Here is a 16,749-nt window from a genome sequence, read left to right as displayed (position 1 = left end):
CCTGCCGCGCGCGGGCCCCGGGGGGCAGCGGCGCAATTGGGTTCTCGCCGCTGGTGCGCACGCGCCAGACGGCCGCGCCGGTCGCGACGGAGCTGGGGTTGATCCCCATCGAGCACGACGGACTCCGCGAGATCGCCGCCGGTGACTTCGAGATGCGCGCAGACGACGACGCCATCCTTGGCTACCTCGGAACCGTCGCCCAGTGGCTCGACGGCGACCTGGAGCAGCGGATGCCGGGGGGTGAGACCGGCGTGGCCTTCCTCGAGCGGTACGACGCAGCGATCACCAGCACCTGCGCGCTCGCTGTCGACGCCGCGCTGGTCGTCAGCCACGGTGCCGCGATCCGCACCTGGGTCACACACCGGGCGGGGGGAGCCCACGCCCCCATCCACGAGGGCCTCCACAACACCGGGTGCATCACCCTGGACGGCAGCCTCGAGAGCGGCTGGACCATCACCAACTGGGCGCGCGAGCCCATCGGTGGCGCCTGGCTCGACGACGACCAGGCTCGGGACCCGACCGGCGGCGAGCTCGATCAGGACGAGAAGACGCCCGGTCAGTCCTCCGGGTCGTAGCCGAGGTTCGGCGACAGCCAGCGCTCGGCGGTCGACAGGTCCCAGCCCTTGCGTTCGGCATAGTCGGCGATCTGGTCGCGACCGAGACGGCCCACGACGAAGTACTGCGACTGCGGGTGCGAGAAGTACCAGCCGCTCACCGACGCTCCGGGCCACATCGCCATCGACTCGGTGAGCTCGATGCCGATCTTGTCGACGTCGAGCAGCTGCCACAGCGTCGACTTCTCGGTGTGCTCCGGGCACGCCGGGTAGCCGGGAGCGGGCCGGATGCCGACGTACTTCTCGTGGATCAGGGCGTCGTTGTCGAGCGACTCGTCGGGCAGGTAGCCCCAGAACTCCTTGCGCACGCGCTGGTGCATCCGCTCGGCGAAGGCCTCGGCCAGGCGGTCGGCCAGCGACTCGAGCAGGATCGCCGAGTAGTCGTCCAGGTCCGCCTTGAACTCGATGATCTTGTCCGTGCTGCCCAGACCGGCCGTGACCGCGAAGCCACCGACGTAGTCCTGCAGCCCGGTCCCGACCGGTGCGACGAAGTCGCCGAGCGAACGGTTGGGGATGCCCTCACGGTGCTCGCCCTGCTGGCGCAGGTGTCGCAACGTCGTGAGCACCTCGGTGCGCGACTCATCGGCGTACACGATCGTGTCGTCACCGTCGGCGGCGGCCGGGAAGAACCCGATCACGCCGTTTGCGGTGAGCCACCTCTCCCTGATGATCTGGTCGAGCATCAACTGAGCGTCGTCGTAGAGCTTACGCGCGGTCTCCCCCGACGTGGGGTTGTTGAGGATGTCGGGGAACTTGCCCTTCATCTCCCAGGCATTGAAGAACGGCTGCCAGTCGATGTAGTCGCGCAGCTCGGCGATGTCGTAGCCCTCGAAGACCTGCACGCCGAGCTGGGCGGGCACGGGCGGCACGTAGCCGTCCCAGTCGATCGGGGTGCGGTTGGCGCGCGCCGCCTCGATCGAGAGCATCGGCCGGTCGTGCTTGGTCGCGTGGCGCTCGCGCAGCGAGTCGTAGTCGAGCTTGACGTCGGCCATCAGCTTCGGCCGCAGCTCGTCGCTGAGCAGGGCCGCCGCTGTCGGCACCGATCGCGAGGCGTCCTTGACCCAGATGACGGGGCCGTCGTACTTCTTGTCGACCTTGACCGCAGTGTGGGCGCGCGAGGTCGTCGCACCGCCGATCATCAGCGGGATGGTCAGGCCGGTGCGCTGCATCTCCCCGGCGAAGTGCACCATCTCGTCGAGCGACGGCGTGATCAGGCCAGACAGGCCGATGATGTCGGCGTCGTGCTCCGCGGCGGCGTCCAGGATCTTCTGGGCCGGCACCATCACCCCGAGGTCGATCACCTCGTAGTTGTTGCACTGGAGCACCACGCCGACGATGTTCTTGCCGATGTCGTGCACGTCACCCTTCACGGTCGCCATCACGATGGTGCCGTTCTTGGTCTCGACATCGCCCGGCTGCTTCTCCGCCTCGATGTAGGGCAGCAGGTAGGCAACGGCCTTCTTCATCACCCGTGCGCTCTTGACGACCTGCGGGAGGAACATCTTGCCGGCGCCGAAGAGGTCGCCGACGACGTTCATGCCGTCCATCAGCGGTCCCTCGATCACTTCGATCGGCCGGCCGCCGTCCGCCGAGATCTCGGCTCGCAGCTCCTCGGTGTCCTCGGTGACGTGGGCGTCGATGCCCTTGACGAGTGCGTGCGTGATGCGCTCGCGGATCGGCAGCGCGCGCCACTCGGCGGCGGCCTTCTCCTCGACGGCGTCGGTCTGGCGATACTTCTCGGCGATCTCCAGCAGGCGCTCGGTCGCCTCCATCGGGTCTGCGAGCCGGTTGAGGACAACGTCCTCGATCGCGTCGCGCAGCTCGGGATCGATGCTGTCGTAGGTCATCAGCGCCCCGGCGTTGACGATGCCCATCGAGAGCCCGGCCCGGATGCCGTAGTAGAGGAAGACGGCGTGGATGGCTTCGCGTACGGCATTGTTGCCGCGGAACGAGAACGACACGTTGGAGATGCCACCGGAGACCTGGGCACCGGGCAGGTTCTCGGTGATCCAGCGGGCTGCCTCGATGAAGTCGACGCCGTAGTTGGCGTGCTCCTCGATGCCTGTGGCCACCGCGAACACGTTGGGGTCGAAGATGATGTCCTCGGCGGGGAATCCGACCTCGTCCACCAGGATCTTGTAGGCGCGCTCGCAGATGCGCTTGCGGCTGTCGAGGTCGGCGGCCTGGCCGTCCTCGTCGAAGGCCCTCACGACCACGGCGGCGCCGTACTTGCGACACAGGCGGGCGTGCTCGCGGAACGTGTCCTCGCCCTCCTTCATGGAGATCGAGTTGACGATCGGCTTGCCCTGCACGCACTTGAGGCCGGCCTCGATGATCTCGAACTTCGAGGAGTCGACCATCACCGGGACGCGGCTGATGTCTGGCTCGCTGGCGATCAGCTTGAGGAACCGGTCCATGGCGGCGACGCCGTCGATCATGCCCTCGTCCATGTTGACGTCGATGACCTGCGCGCCGTTCTCGACCTGCTGCAGGGCGACGCCCAGCGCCGTGTCGTAGTCGCCGGCCTTGATCAGGTTGCGGAACTTCGCCGAGCCGGTGATGTTGGTGCGCTCACCGACGTTCACGAACAGGCTGTCGTCGTCGATGGTGAACGGCTCGAGGCCGGCGAGTCGCATGGCGACCGGGACCTCGGGGATCTCGCGTCGCGGCTTGCCCTCGACGGCCCTGGCGATGTCGGCGATGTGCGCGGGAGTGGTGCCGCAGCAGCCACCGACGAGGTTGACGAAGCCTGCGTCGGCGAACTCGCCGATGATCGCGGACGTCTCGTGCGGCGCCTCGTCGTACTCACCGAAGGCGTTCGGCAGACCGGCATTGGGGTAGCACGACACGAAGGTGTCGGCGATGCGGCTCATCTCTTCGATGTAAGGGCGCATCTCCTTGGCGCCCAGCGCGCAGTTGAGACCGACGGCGATCGGCTTGGCGTGACGCACGGAGTTCCAGAACGCCTCGGTCACCTGGCCCGACAGGGTGCGTCCGGAGGCGTCGGTGATGGTGCCGGAGATGATCACGGGCCAGCGCCGGCCGTACTCCTCGAACAGCGTCTCGACCGCGAAGATCGCGGCCTTGGCGTTGAGGGTGTCGAAGATCGTCTCGATGAAGAGGAGGTCGGAGCCACCGTCGAGCAGACCGCGACCGGCCTCCTTGTAGGCCTCCACGAGCTGGTCGTAGGAGACGTTGCGCGCGGCCGGGTCGTTGACGTCGGGCGAGATCGAGGCGGTGCGGGTCGTGGGACCGAGCGCGCCGGCGACGAACCGCGGGCGGCTCGGGTCCTGGGCGGTGATGGCGTCACACGCGCGGCGCGCGAGCCTGGCGGACTCGTAGTTGAGCTCGTAGCCGAGCTCCTCCATGCCGTAGTCGGCCAGCGAGATCGCGTTGGCGTTGAACGTGTTGGTCTCGATGATGTCCGCGCCGGCCTCGAGGTACTCGCGGTGGATGTCGGCGATGATCTCGGGCTGTGTCAGCGTCAGCAGGTCGTTGTTGCCCTGCACGTCGCTGGGCCAGTCGGCGAAGCGCTCCCCCCGATAGCCGGCCTCGTCGGGCCGGTCGCGCTGGATGGCCGTGCCCATGGCACCGTCGAGCACCACGATCCGCGCGCTGAGCATCGACGTCAGGAGCTCGGTGGCGTCCGGACGGTGGTCAGGGGCACTGATCGAGTCAGCGGTGAGGGCAGATGCGGCAGTCACAGGCCTTGGGGCTCCAATCGATCGGGTGTCCAGCCTACGGAGGCGTCCACACTGCGGACTCGACTTCCACGTGCTGGACACGGCTCTCTGATGCTTCCACCGCCTCTCGCCGGAGCGAAATCGTGGGGACCTGCTCGGAGATGGGCCGCGAACGTGCAGCGGGCTCTAGGGTGAGTGGGTGATCGAGTTCGACGACATGCAGGACCTCGTCTCCCCCGTGGTCATCGCTGCTTTCGAGGGCTGGAACGATGCAGCCGACGCGGCCTCCGGAGTGGTCGATCACCTGATGGAGGTGTGGAACGCCCGGGTGGTCGGCGCCATCGACCCCGAGGAGTTCTACGACTTCCAGGTCAATCGTCCGTTGGTCGGCACCGATGCGAACGGCCACCGCCGCCTCACCTGGCCCACGACCCGGATCGCCATCGCGTCGCCCCCCGACCTCGACCGGGACGTCATCTTGATCCGCGGCATCGAGCCCAACATGCGCTGGCGCCAGTTCTGCGCCGAGCTCCTGGCGGCCTGCGACGATCTCGGCAGCCAGCTGGTGATCACCCTCGGTGCGCTACTCGCAGACTCGCCCCACACCCGCCCGATCCCGGTGACGGGCAGCGCGACCGAGCTCGACCTGGTCGACCGGCTCAAGCTCGAGCAGTCGACGTACGAGGGCCCCACCGGCATCGTCGGCGTCTTCCAGGACGCGTGCATCCAGCTCGACATCCCCGCCGTCTCCTACTGGGCCGCCGTGCCGCACTACGTCGCGCAGCCTCCGTGCCCCAAGGCCACGCTGGCCCTGATCGGCCAGCTCGAGGACCTCCTCGACTGCTCCATCCCGCTCGGCGAGCTGCCCGACGACGCCCGCGCATGGGAGCGCGGGGTCGACGAGCTCGCCGAGGAGGACGAGGACGTCGCCGACTACGTCCGCTCGCTCGAGGAGTCACGCGACACCGCCGACCTGCCCGAGGCCAGCGGTGAGGCGATCGCCCGCGAGTTCGAGCGCTACCTCAAGCGGCGTACCGAGGACTGACCCAGCCCAGAGTGGCCCCGCCCCGACCCAGTCTGCGGTGTGTCAGAGGGCGAGGCCGAGCGCGGCGTCGAGCACCGGCTTGAGCGTGGCGGCGGCGACGGGGTCGCTGGTGTCAGCGAGCCCGTGGGCCGTGTCGCCGAGGGTCGAGGCCACCCAGTCATCGATGGCCGCAACGGCGGTCGGGGCGTCGAGGTCGTCGGCGAGCGCGGCGAGGATGGCCTCGACGACCGGGGCGGCCGGGGCACCGGCGCCCAGGGAGAGCGCCTTGCGCCACTGGGTCACCGTGTCGACGGCGTCCCACAGCTGGTCGTCGGTCCACTCCCAGTCGCTGCGGTAGTGGTGGCGCAGCAGCACGAGGCGAATCCCCATCGGGTCGACGTCGCTGTTGCGCAGCGCCGAGATGAAGACGAGGTTGCCCTTGGACTTCGACATCTTCTCGCCGTCGTAGGCCACCATCCCGGCGTGGGCATAGGCCCGCGCGAAGGGCTGGCCCGGGTCGGCGACCTGCGCCTCGCCGGCGCACATCTCGTGGTGCGGGAAGATCAGGTCGCTGCCGCCACCTTGGACGTCGAAGGCAGTGCCGAGGTGCTCGAGGGCGATGGCGGTGCACTCGATGTGCCAGCCGGGCCGGCCGGGGCCGAACGGGCTGTCCCACGAGGGCTCGCCCTCGCGCTTGCCGCGCCACACGACGCAGTCGAGCGGGTCGCGCTTGCCCTCACGGTCGGGGTCTCCCCCCCGCTCGCCGAAGATCCGCAGCATCTCGTCGCGGGACCAGCCGGACACGTCGCCGAAGGCCGCGTCGGCGGTGACCGAGTAGTAGAGGTCGCTGTCGACCTGGTAGATCGCCCCGGCATCCTGGAGGCGGATGATCAGGTCGATGACGAGCGGGATGGACTCGACGGCGCCGATGTAGTGGTCGGGTGCCAAGACACGCAGTGCCTCCATGTCGTGGCGGAACAGCTGGGTCTCACGCTCGGCCAGCGCCACCCAGTCGACCTTGACCTTGAGGGCACGCTCGAGCAGCGGGTCGTCGACGTCGGTGACGTTCTGGACGTAGGCGACCTCGTGGCCGGCCGAGCGCCAGGCTCGGTTGAGGAGGTCGAAGGCGAGGTAGGTGGCCGCGTGTCCCATGTGGGTCGCGTCGTACGGCGTGATGCCGCAGACGTAGAGCCGGGCCGGGCCTTCGGGCCGGGTTTCGACGAGGCCCCCCGAGCTGGTGTCGTGGATCCGGACGGCGGGACCGGTGACGGTCAGGTCAGGGACCTCAGGAGATGACCACGAACGCATGCCGGGCAGCCTATCCGGCTCAGAACGGCGGCCAGGGGATGACCGGCCACTCGTCGCGCGGAGAGGGAAGTTCATCCGCCGCGAGCAGGGCCTGGCAGCGCCGGATGAACGCCTCGATCTCCGCCGCGGTGACATGCTCGACCAGGGCGTCGCCGAGCGGGCCGCCCGCCTCCGCCAGCACCCGGCGTACGCCCTGCTGCTCCGTCTCGCGGAGCCGCTCGCCGAGCCAGCCCCACAGGACCGTGCGCAGCTTGTGGTCCACGTGGAAGGTCAGCCCGTGGTCGACGCCGTAGCGGTGACCGTCCGTCATCGCGAGCACGTGCCCGCCCTTGCGGTCGGCGTTGTTGACGAGCACGTCGAAGATCGCCATCAGCCGCAGCGGGGTCGAGTCCTCGTGGATGAGCGACACCTGGCGATCGCGTCCGTCCACCCCGTCGAAGACGTGCCGGAAGCCCGGCGGCATGCCGCCGGCCGGCACGAGGTCGACCGGCGACTGGGCAGGGTCGGGCTCCTGCCAGACCTGCACCATCCCCGGGCCGTGGGGCCCGTCGCGCACGATGGTGCGGGGCACGATGTTCCAACCCAGGGCCTCGCTGACGAGGTACGCCGCGATCTCGCGCCCCGCCAGGGTGCCGTCGGGGAAGTCCCAGAGCGGTCGCTCCCCGGCGATCGGCTTGTAGACGACCCGCAGCCCGTCGATCTCCCCCACGAAGGTGGCGTTGGAGGCGGGCATCACCCGGCCGTGGAGCGTCAGCTCTCCGGCGAGCGGGTCGGTCACGACTGCTGTGGGTCGCGGCGGCGGAAGCCGTTGGCCCGCACGCAGAGGTGGCCGTCAGGATCGACCGGGTTGCCGCAGAACGGGCAGTCCGGACGACCGGCCGAGACCACGGTCCGCGCCCGGTCGACGAACGCGCGGGCCCCGCCCGCCGTGAGCACGACCCGGAGGATCTCGTCGGGCTCGGGCTCCTCGAGGTCGTCGTCGAGCTGCTCCGGGGAGACCACGGCCGCCTCGGTGAACGGGAACACCTCGATCACGATGCGCTCGGCGGCCGGCTCCCACGCCAGCGTCATGGTGCCGGCGCGGAACTCCTCCTCGATCGGCTGCTCGAGCGGATGGTTGTCGATCAGGTCGAGGGGGGCCACTGCCGGGATCATCGCCGTGTTGTCGGCTGCTCGCATGATCTCGTCGAGCAGCCCGTCGACGCGCTCGGAGAGGGCCTCCACCTGCTGCTTCTCCAATGCGACGCTCGTGATCCGCGTGCCGTCGCGGGCCTGGAGGAAGAACGTGCGGGCGCCGGGCGGACCGACGGTGCCGACGACGAAGCGCTCCGGCGGGTCGAAGGCGTGAATCAAGGGCATGTGGTCAGCCTAGGACGACGAGCCAGCGGAGCCGGGTCCGGCTCCCCCGCCGACGACGGCGTCCGCCGTCTTCTTGCCACGCCTGCGCGAGGAGGGCGGCGGGGTGAGCCAGGACAGGTCTCCGGCCGAGGTGTTGGTGCCGAGGACGTAGGGCCTGGCCTCGGTGTAGCGCACGATCGACACGGAGGCCGGGTCGACCTGGATGCGCTGGAAGAGGTCGAGGTGCGTGCCCAGGGCATCGGCGAGGATCGCCTTGATCACGTCGCCGTGGCTCACTGCCAGCCAGACCGCGCCGGGGCCGTGCTCCTCCTCGACGAGGCGATCGTGGCGGCGTACGGCCTCTACCGCGCGGTCCTGCATCGCCCGCATCGACTCACCGCCGGGAAAGGCGGCGGCGGACGGCTGGGACTGGACGATCTTCCACAGCGGTTCCTTGGCCAGGTCCTTGAGCGGCCGCCCCTGCCAGTCGCCGTAGTCGCACTCGGTGAGCTTGCGCTCGGTGGTGAGGCCGAGCTGCGCCGACTGCTGGGCGGTGATGGCCCGAGCGGTCTGCTTGCAGCGTTCGAGCGGACTCGAGACGGCCGACGCGAGGCGCACCGTGGCCAGTCGCTCGGCGGTCGAGGCGGCCTGTTCGTGGCCGCGCTCATCGAGCTTGACGCCGGGCAGCCGCCCCGCGAGCACGCCGGTGGCGTTGGCGCTCGAACGGCCGTGTCGGACGAGGATCACCGTTGCCATGCCCGCGACCCTAGTGGCACTAGCCTGACGAGGTGATCGTCGACAACGCCCTCTACCACGAGGGAGTGCGCGTCCCCCTCGACGGCGACGAGCCCAGCCTGGGGCACGCGCGTGTGCCCTGCGGCGCCGGCGACTTCCAGTGGGTCGGCCTCCTCGATCCGACCGCGGCCGAGCTGGCGCTGATCGCCACCACGTTCGACCTGCACCCCCTCGCGGTCGAGGACTCCGGCGACTCGCACCAGCGCCCCAAGCTCGAGCGCTACGGCGACACGCTCTTCATGGTGCTCAAGACGCTCTGGTACGTCGACGAGTACGACGCCGTCGAGACCGGCGAGATCAATGTCTTCGTCGGACCGGACTTCGTGGTGACCGTCCGACACGGCCAGGGGGTCAACCTGGCCACGTCACGGCGTGATCTCGAGCAGCGCGCCAAGGTGCTCGAGCACGGCCCGATGGCGGTGATGTACGCCATCTGCGACCGCGTGGTCGACGAGTACGAACGCGTCGGTGCCGCACTTGAAGTCGACGTGGACGAGGTCGAGGAGTCCGTCTTCTCCCCGGCCCGCACCGACGACTCCGTCCGCATCTACACGCTCAAGCGTGAGATCGCCGAGGTACGCCGCGCGGTCATGCCGCTCCGGGAGCCGATGCGGCGCTTCGCCGCCGGGCAGATCGACGGCGTCGACGAGCAGACCGCGACGTACTTCCGCGACGTCTCCGACCACCTGTACCGGGTCTCGGAGGTCATCGACAACCTCGACGTTCTGCTGTCCACGGCGTTCGACGCCCACCTGGCGCGCATCTCCGTGCAGCAGAACGACGACATGCGCAAGATCTCGGCCGGCGCGGCGCTGGTCGTCGTCCCCACGCTGATCGCCGGGATCTACGGCATGAACTTCGACCACGTGCCCGAGCTGCACTGGGCCTATGGCTATCCCTTCGCCGTGGTGCTGATGATCGGCGTCTCGACCGGGCTGTTCTACTGGTTCAAGAAGTCCGGATGGCTGTGACGGATCCGCGCTCGTCCTCCCCGCCGCAACATCGGCTGAGCGCCTGGCAGGTGGTGTGGTGGTTCGGCTTCGTCAGCCTGGCCGCCGACATGGTCTACGAGGGCGCGCGGTCGATGTACGGCCCGATCCTGGCCGCGCTCGGCGCCTCCGGCGTGGTCGTCGGACTCGTCACCGGCGCCGGCGAGGCGGTGGCTCTCGTGCTGCGGCTGGTGTTCGGTCCCGTCGCCGACCGGACCGGGCGCTACTGGTCGCTGACGATCACCGGCTACGCCCTCACCGCGATCTGCGTCCCGCTGCTGTGGTTCGCGCCCCGGCTCGGCGCGGCCGGACTCGCGTTCGCCATCGTGATGATCCTCCTCGAGCGCCTCGGCAAGGCCGTGCGCTCGCCGTCGAAGTCGGCCCTCCTCGCCCACGCCGCCGGTGCGGTCGGACGCGGCCGGGGCTTCGGCCTGCACAAGGCGCTGGACCAGATCGGCGCCTTCGCGGGACCGCTGGTCGTGGCCGCCGTCGTCGCGGGCGCGTCGGTGTGGGCGGGCATGGCGGTGCTGGCCGTGCCCGGTGCGATCGCGATGGCCCTGCTCGTCCTCCTCGCGGTCCGGGTGCCGGATCCGTCCGTCTATGACGAGTCGGCAGCGCCGGAATCCGCGGATCCACCTCGGGCGTGGTTCGCCGACGCGGTCGGCGCGGACCTGCCACCTGTGTTCTTCCGGTACGCGTTCGCGTGCGCGCTGACCACGGGCGCACTGGTCACCTTCGGCATCATCGGATACCACCTGACCGTGGACAACCTGGTGCCGGTCGCCGCCGTGCCGGTCGTCTACGCCGGCGCGATGGCCGTGGAAGCGGTTGCCGCGCTGCTCGTCGGCGCGGTCTACGACCGCGTCGGCGCGAAGGTGCTGTTCGTGGTGCCGGTGCTGGTCGCGGTCGTCCCCGCCCTGGCCCTGGGCGGCACGTTCGGTCTGGTCCTGGTGGGCGTCGCCGTGTGGGGCTTCGCGCACGGCGTGCAGGACTCCACGATCAAGGCCGCGGTCGCCGATCTCGTGCCGGCGCACCGTCGCGCGACGGCGTACGGCGTCTTCGCGGGCATCCAGGGCGCGCTCGCGATCGGCGGGGGCGCCGGTGCCGGCTGGCTCTACGACCGGTCGCTGCCGGCCCTGGTGATCGCCGTGGTCATCAGTCAGCTGGTGGCGCTGCTGTTGCTCGCGACCACCCTCTCTCGCCGGGCGGCCGCGTAGGTCAGGCGGTGAGGACGCCCGCGGCCAGCAGGAGCAGCGTCGCCGCGCCCAGTGCGACGCGGTAGAGCACGAAGGGGGTGTAGGACTTCGTGGAGACGTAGCGAAGCAGCCACGCGATGGCGGCGTAACCCACGACGAAGCTGACGACGGTCGCGACCAGGGTCGGCCCCCAGCCGTAGGTGTTGTCCCCACCGGGGATCTCCTTGAGCTCGAAGATCCCGGCCCCGACGACGGCGGGGATCGCGAGCAGGAACGCGTAGCGCGTCGCGGCCTCGCGCTCGTAGCCCAGGGCGCGGCCCATGGAGATGGTCGCGCCGCTGCGCGAGACGCCGGGGACCAGGGCCAGCGCCTGGGCGAGGCCCATCAGGACGGCGTCGCGCAGGCCGATGTTCTTGATCGTCTTGTCGTCGCGCGAGAGCCGGTCGGCGATGCCGAGCACGATGCCCATCACGATCAGCGTCGAGCCGATGATCCACAGGTTGCGGAAGTCCCTCTCGATGATGTCCTTGAGCACCACGCCCAGGACCACGATGGGCAGCGAGCCGATGATGATGAACCAACCCATCCGCGCGTCGATGTGGCCGCGCCACTCCGGCTTCACCAACGACAGCAGCCATGCCTTGCCGATCCGCCAGATGTCGTGGCGGAAGAAGATGAGGACGGCGAGCTCCGTGCCGATCTGGATCACGGCGGTGAAGGCCGCACCGGGGTCGCCCCACCCGAAGAGCTCCGGGAAGATTCTCAGGTGGGCGCTACTGGAGATGGGCAGGAACTCGGTAAGGCCCTGAATGGTGCCGAGCACCACGGCCTTGAGCAGGTCGAACACGTCGCAGGAGCCTACGCGGGGCAAGTACGGCGAGGCGCGGGGGCTCGCTCGGCGCGCGTGGCTAATCTCGGCGCATGCAGCAGCGCTCACTCGGCTCCACCGGCCTGAAGGTCTCCAGACTCGGTCTCGGGACCATGACCTGGGGTCGCGACACCGACGAGCACGAGGCCCGCGACCAGCTGATCGCCTTCGCCGAGAAGGGCGGCACCCTGCTCGACACCGCCGCCGGCTACGGCGACGGCGCGAGCGAGGAGCTGATCGGCACGCTGCTCGGTGACGTCATCGGGCGCGATGAGGTCGTGCTGGCGACGAAGGCGGGCATCTCGCGGCGTACGGGCGAACGCGTCACCAACACCTCGCGCGGCCACCTGCTGCCCGCCCTCGATGCGTCACTCAAGCGGCTGCGGGTCGACCACGTCGACCTGTGGCAGGTGCACGTCTGGACCGACGACACCCCCGTCGAGGAGACGCTGACCGCCCTCGACCATGCGGTGTCGACCGGTCGCGCGTCCTACGTCGGCGTCTCGAACTACTCCGGCTGGCAGACCGCGCAGGCCGCCACGTGGCAGCGCGCCGTGCCAGGGCGCTCGCTGCTGGCGTCCACCCAGGTGGAGTACTCCCTCCTGGCCCGCGGGATCGAGCACGAGGTGATCCCCGCGGCGGCCGCGCTCGGCCTCGGCATCCTCCCCTGGTCCCCGCTCGGCCGCGGCGTGCTCACCGGCAAGTACCGCACCGGCACGCCGTCGGACTCGCGCGCCGCCTCACCGCACTTCTCCGGCTTCGTCAACCCCTACCTCGACGAGCGCGGACGCGGCATCGTCGAGGCCGTGGCCCGCGCCGCCGAGGGACTCGGCTGGACGCCGCTCGAGGTGGCGCTCGTCTGGGTGCGCGACCGCCCCGGCGTCACTGCGCCCATCGTCGGTGCACGCACCGCCGCCCAGCTCCACGGCGCGCTCGGCACCGACGAGCTGACGCTGCCGGCGGAGATCATCGGCGCCCTCGACGACGTGAGCGGAGACTGACCATGGCCCGGGCACACCGGCGTCCGCCCCGACCGGGCGTGGAGTGGGAGTTCGACACCCTGACCCTGCCGCGCGACTTCTCGCGCAACGTGGTGACCCGGATGCTGGTGGAGCGCGCCGAGATCGGTGGCTGGGAGCTGGACCGGTTGCGGATCGGCGATGACGGGGTGCGCCGGGTCGTGCTCCGCCGCAAGATCATCCGGGCCCGGCTGACGCTCTTCGGCTGATCAGATCTGGTCGAGGAACCGGTCCAGGACTCGCGCGCCGAACTCCAGTGCGTCCACCGGCACGCGCTCGTCCACGCCGTGGAACAGCGCCGTGAAGTCGAGGTCGGCAGGCAGCCGCAGCGGCGCGAAGCCGTAGGAGCGCATCCCGAGCCGGTTGAAGTGCTTGTCCTCGGAGCCCCCGCTCATGAGGTACCGCGCCACGACGTCCTCCGGATCCTCCTCGATCTGCGACCGGGTCATCGCGGCGACGAGGTCGCCGTCTTAGGGCGTCTCCCAGGGCTGCTGGTGCGACAGGTTGTCGAACTCGATGCCCTCACCGGCGAGTGCGCGCAGGGTGTCGAAGAACTCGTCCTCGTAGCCGGGCAGGAACCGACCGTCGATGTGGGCGGTCGCCTCGGTGGGGATGACGTTGACCTTGTAGCCCGCCCCGAGCTGGGTCGGGTTGGCGGTGTTGCGGATGACGGCGCCGAGCATGCGGGCGGCGCTGCCGAACTCCTCGATCAGCGCCTCGGCGTTCTCGGGAGTCGCCTCGGTGCCGGCGATGTCGGCGACCGTCGCGAGCAGCACCTCCATGGTGGGTGTCAGCCGGACCGGCCACTGGTGGGCGCCGATGCGTGCCACCGCTCCCGAGAGCCGGGTGACGGCGTTGTCGGTGTTGATCATGGAGCCGTGTCCGGCGCGACCGCGGGCGGTGAGTTTCATCCAGGCCATGCCCTTCTCGGCGGCCTCGATGAGATAGACCCGTCGGCCGCGGATGGTGGCACTGAAGCCGCCCACCTCGCCGATCGCCTCGGTGCAGTCCGCCAGCTCATCGGGGTGGTCGTTGACAAGCACCTCGGCACCCTTGTGGCCACCCGCCTCCTCGTCGGCGGTCAGGCAGATCACGATCTCCCGCCCCGGAGCCCGGCCGGCGCGGGCGCGAGCCCGGACGACGCTGAGCAGCATCGCGTCGAAGTCCTTCATGTCGACCGCGCCGCGGCCCCACACGAAGCCGTCCTTGATCTCGCCGGAGAACGGGTCGACCTGCCAGTCCTCGGCGGCTGCGGGGACGACGTCGAGATGGCCGTGCACGAGGAGCGGCGCCCTGCCGTCACCACCGCCCCAGCGGGCGACGAGTGTGGTCCGTCCCGGCTCGGGTTCGTAGAGGCGGGACTCGATCCCCACCTCGTCCAGCAGCGCTGCGGCGTACTCCGCGGCCTTGCGCTCCCCCGGCCCGTCGGCGTCACCGTAGTTGCTGGTGTCGATCCGGATCAGCTCCCGACACAGCTCGACGACCTCGACGGCGGGGTCGTATGAGGCCTTGTCGGACGGGTCGACAGGACGGGGATCCGAGGTCTGCGACATGCCCCCATCCTGCCCCGATTCCGAAGCGTTTCGCAGCGCTGCCCCGATGCGGGATTCGACGAGCCGTCTTGCTAAGGTTCTCCAGCACTCGTCCGGGTGGCGGAATTGGCAGACGCGCTAGCTTGAGGTGCTAGTGCCCGTATAGGGCGTGGGGGTTCAAGTCCCCCCTCGGACACTGAGAAGGCTCCGGCTCCACGGGGCCTTTTCTTCATTTGCGCCCACTCTGCGGGTGAAAGGCTGTCCCCCATGACCCGGGTATCGCTCTCGCGCCTGCCGGGTGATCGCGTGCTGGTCGTCGACGACGGCGCGCAGCGCGTGGTGGCGTTGGTCGACGTTGCGGCATACGTCGAGGCGCGCGAGCTCGACGCGCCGCGCTGGGTGTGGGACGACACCGCGCGGTGGTATCCCCCACTGCTGGCGGCCGGGGTCCGGGTCGAGCGATGTCACGACCTTCGACTGTGCCACCACCTGCTGCGACGAGCCCCCGCGGTGGACGCGCTGGTGCTGGTGGGTGATCAGTCGGAGCACTGGGACCGGCTGGGACCGAGCACCGTGTCCGATCCGGCGCTGTTCGCCGCCGACGACACGACCGAGCACCTACGCGCCGACCTCGAGGACGCCCGGCAGCTGGCTGCGGTGGCAGCCTCGGCCGACGCCGCCCGGCTCGGGCTGTTGCTCGCGGCGGAGTCGGCGGGGGCCCTCGTGGCGGCCGAGATGTCACACGCCGGCGTGCCGTGGCGAGCCGACATCCATGAGCGACTGCTGACCGAGCAGCTCGGGCCGCGGCCCCCTCGCGGTGCTCGCCCACAGGCACTGGAGGCGTTGGCCGGCCAGGTGCGGGTGGCCCTCGGAGCCCCGGGTCTCAATCCCGACTCGCGGCCCGAGCTGTTGGCCGCACTGCGCCGCGCCGGCGTGGAGGTCGCCGACACCCGAGCGTTCTCCCTGCGCGCGATCGACCACCCGGCCATCGTCGCGTTGCTGCGCTACAAGCAGCTCGCGTACCTCTTCCAGACGAACGGCTGGGCCTGGGCCGACCAGTGGGTCAGCGGTGGCCGGTTCCGGCCCTCCTACCAGCCGGCGGGCTCGGTCACCGGCCGATGGTCCTCCAACGGCGGGGGTGCACTGTCCTTCCCGGCGCAGGTCCGGCCCGCGGCGGTGGCCGACGACGGCTGGCTGTTCGTCGTGGCCGACGTCGCGCAGCTCGAGCCGCGCGTGCTCGCCGGGATGAGTGGCGACCGCGCCCTGGCCAGGGCCGCCCGGGGCGCCGACCTCTATCAAGGCATGGTCGACGACGGAGCGGTGGCGAGCCGTCAGGACGCCAAGCTCGGTCTACTCGGCGCGATGTATGGCGCCACGAGTGGAGAGAGCGGTCGCATGGTTGCCGGGCTCACCCGGCGCTACCCCGACGCCTTCGGACTCGTCGAGGAGGCCGCCCGCGCCGGTGAGCGCGGCCACGTGGTGCGCACCCTGCTTGGGCGCGGGTGCCCGGCCCTGGGCGAGGCGTGGAGCCCCGACACTGACGACGCAGGGGCCGATGGCGACGACCAGGCCCGCCGCCGACGGGCGTACGGCCGCTTCACCCGCAACTTCGTCGTGCAGGGCACGGGTGCCGAGTGGGCGCTGTGCTGGATCGCCGACCTGCGCAACCGGCTGTGGCGGCTGGGCGACAGCGGCTCGGCCACCACCGGCCCGCACCTCGTGTTCTTCCTGCACGACGAGGTCGTCGTGCACACCCCGGCCGCCCTCGCCGATGCCGTTGCCGAGCAGGCCGCAGCGGCATCCGTGACCGCGGCCGGCCTGCTGTTTCGCGACCTGTCCATCGACTTCCCGCTCAACACCTCGATCGTGAGGTCGTACGCGGACGCCGGGAAGCCGGGCGCCGCCCGGGCAGCTGACAGCGTGCCGTGACAGGGCGCCAGAGGACAGGCCGACGTCGATCATCGGGGTCGGCCCACCGCTCTGTGGACGACTGCGCACGTAAGGACGTATCAGCGCCCCCTCCGCCCGGATCTCTACCAGTGTGAGCGGACCTCGGGATCTGGACGTCGAGCGAGTGGCACGCATTCGTGCCGACATGCAGCGACACCGTGCGGCGTGCGGTTGTGAGCTCGGGTCCATCTTCACCCTGATCGCCGTGATCGGACTCGGTGCCTATCTGATCACCGGGCAGGGAGGCCCCTGGTCGGGGCTGGGAACGCTCGCGAGAGGCCTCACGTGGGTCGTCTCGATGTCCGTCGCAGGCAAGGTGCTCGGCCTCGGCTACGCACGCCTGCGGCTGATCCAGCTGGGCCGAGAGCTCGAGCGCTCGCAGACCCGCATTCATTCATTCAACCCTCCCCCACTGACAAGGACGGAGTGAGCT

General features: G+C 70.2%; 16 protein-coding genes and 1 tRNA gene. 9 read left to right on the top strand and 8 right to left on the bottom strand.

From position 1 onward, the window contains the following. The coding region (locus tag RMO85_RS19220) for a histidine phosphatase family protein (protein ID WP_310530321.1) at window positions 1–575 on the top strand (575 nt) is incomplete at its 5' end. Here the strand turns inward: RMO85_RS19220 and metH are convergent. Next, window positions 557–4,237 (bottom strand): methionine synthase, encoded by a 3,681-nt coding sequence (gene metH / locus RMO85_RS19215; protein WP_310530322.1) that lies wholly within the window; start codon window positions 4,235–4,237, stop codon window positions 557–559. The two genes, RMO85_RS19220 and metH, sit on opposite strands and share 19 nt — an antisense overlap. Before the next feature lie 259 nt (window positions 4,238–4,496). Here metH and RMO85_RS19210 point away from each other — a divergent pair, with 259 nt between their 5' ends. Next, the gene (locus RMO85_RS19210) at window positions 4,497–5,342 is read left to right on the top strand and encodes a PAC2 family protein (RefSeq protein WP_310530320.1); all 846 of its coding nucleotides are present in this window, start codon (window positions 4,497–4,499) and stop codon (window positions 5,340–5,342) included. A 42-nt stretch (window positions 5,343–5,384) separates the two neighbouring features. Here RMO85_RS19210 and mshC read toward each other — a convergent pair whose 3' ends face one another. The 4 genes from mshC to RMO85_RS19190 are packed head-to-tail and all read right to left on the bottom strand — an operon-like array spanning window position 5,385 to window position 8,723. Then, window positions 5,385–6,629, bottom strand: coding sequence for a cysteine--1-D-myo-inosityl 2-amino-2-deoxy-alpha-D-glucopyranoside ligase (gene mshC, locus RMO85_RS19205; RefSeq protein WP_310530319.1), 1,245 nt, complete (start codon window positions 6,627–6,629; stop codon window positions 5,385–5,387). Window positions 6,630–6,648: 19 nt separating this feature from the next. Continuing rightward, window positions 6,649–7,407: an SCO1664 family protein gene (locus tag RMO85_RS19200; RefSeq protein ID WP_310530318.1), complete on the bottom strand. Its 759-nt coding sequence runs from the start codon at window positions 7,405–7,407 to the stop codon at window positions 6,649–6,651. Beyond that, window positions 7,404–7,988 (bottom strand): DUF3090 domain-containing protein, encoded by a 585-nt coding sequence (locus RMO85_RS19195; RefSeq protein WP_310530317.1) that lies wholly within the window; start codon window positions 7,986–7,988, stop codon window positions 7,404–7,406. The genes RMO85_RS19200 and RMO85_RS19195 overlap by 4 nt, the downstream gene beginning before the upstream one ends. A 9-nt stretch (window positions 7,989–7,997) precedes the next feature. Next, window positions 7,998–8,723 carry a histidine phosphatase family protein gene (locus RMO85_RS19190; protein ID WP_310530316.1) on the bottom strand — a complete coding sequence of 242 codons (726 nt, stop codon included), beginning with the start codon at window positions 8,721–8,723 and terminating at the stop codon, window positions 7,998–8,000. A gap of 32 nt (window positions 8,724–8,755) precedes the next feature. On the opposite strand from RMO85_RS19190, the gene corA reads away from it, so the two are divergent. Both corA and RMO85_RS19180 read left to right on the top strand, forming a co-directional pair. Then, complete coding sequence (gene corA, locus RMO85_RS19185; RefSeq protein WP_310530315.1) at window positions 8,756–9,733, top strand: magnesium/cobalt transporter CorA; 978 nt, start codon at window positions 8,756–8,758, stop codon at window positions 9,731–9,733. Then, entirely contained in the window at window positions 9,724–10,968 is a 1,245-nt protein-coding gene (locus tag RMO85_RS19180) for an MFS transporter (protein ID WP_310530314.1), read from the top strand. The genes corA and RMO85_RS19180 overlap by 10 nt, the downstream gene beginning before the upstream one ends. 1 nt (window position 10,969) lies before the next feature. Here RMO85_RS19180 and RMO85_RS19175 read toward each other — a convergent pair whose 3' ends face one another. Beyond that, on the bottom strand, window positions 10,970–11,794 hold the full coding sequence (locus RMO85_RS19175) for an undecaprenyl-diphosphate phosphatase (protein WP_310530313.1): 825 nt from the start codon (window positions 11,792–11,794) through the stop codon (window positions 10,970–10,972). Window positions 11,795–11,868: 74 nt separating this feature from the next. Between RMO85_RS19175 and RMO85_RS19170 the strand changes: the two genes are divergently transcribed. Both RMO85_RS19170 and RMO85_RS19165 read left to right on the top strand, forming a co-directional pair. Next, the gene (locus RMO85_RS19170) at window positions 11,869–12,816 is read left to right on the top strand and encodes an aldo/keto reductase (protein ID WP_310530312.1); all 948 of its coding nucleotides are present in this window, start codon (window positions 11,869–11,871) and stop codon (window positions 12,814–12,816) included. Window positions 12,817–12,818: 2 nt separating this feature from the next. Next, the gene (locus RMO85_RS19165) at window positions 12,819–13,043 is read left to right on the top strand and encodes a DUF5703 family protein (protein ID WP_310530311.1); all 225 of its coding nucleotides are present in this window, start codon (window positions 12,819–12,821) and stop codon (window positions 13,041–13,043) included. Here RMO85_RS19165 and RMO85_RS19160 read toward each other — a convergent pair whose 3' ends face one another. Further along, window positions 13,044–13,283, bottom strand: a complete 240-nt coding sequence (locus RMO85_RS19160; RefSeq protein WP_310530310.1) for a hypothetical protein — start codon at window positions 13,281–13,283, stop codon at window positions 13,044–13,046. Between the two features lie 21 nt (window positions 13,284–13,304). Further along, window positions 13,305–14,387, bottom strand: a complete 1,083-nt coding sequence (locus RMO85_RS19155; RefSeq protein ID WP_310530309.1) for a M20/M25/M40 family metallo-hydrolase — start codon at window positions 14,385–14,387, stop codon at window positions 13,305–13,307. A gap of 90 nt (window positions 14,388–14,477) precedes the next feature. On the opposite strand from RMO85_RS19155, the gene RMO85_RS19150 reads away from it, so the two are divergent. From RMO85_RS19150 to RMO85_RS19140, 3 genes are all read left to right on the top strand, one after another. Beyond that, window positions 14,478–14,562: transfer RNA gene (locus RMO85_RS19150), tRNA-Leu, on the top strand. A 71-nt stretch (window positions 14,563–14,633) separates the two neighbouring features. Then, window positions 14,634–16,295 (top strand): bifunctional 3'-5' exonuclease/DNA polymerase, encoded by a 1,662-nt coding sequence (locus RMO85_RS19145; RefSeq protein WP_310530308.1) that lies wholly within the window; start codon window positions 14,634–14,636, stop codon window positions 16,293–16,295. Between the two features lie 145 nt (window positions 16,296–16,440). Further along, on the top strand, window positions 16,441–16,746 hold the full coding sequence (locus RMO85_RS19140) for a hypothetical protein (RefSeq protein ID WP_310530307.1): 306 nt from the start codon (window positions 16,441–16,443) through the stop codon (window positions 16,744–16,746). The last annotated feature ends 3 nt before the right edge of the window (window positions 16,747–16,749 follow it).

This window comes from Nocardioides sp., assembly GCF_031422975.1.
Classification (GTDB): domain Bacteria; phylum Actinomycetota; class Actinomycetes; order Propionibacteriales; family Nocardioidaceae; genus Nocardioides.
Note: the sequence above shows the minus strand (reverse complement) of the source record. Positions and strands in the feature narration are given on the sequence as shown.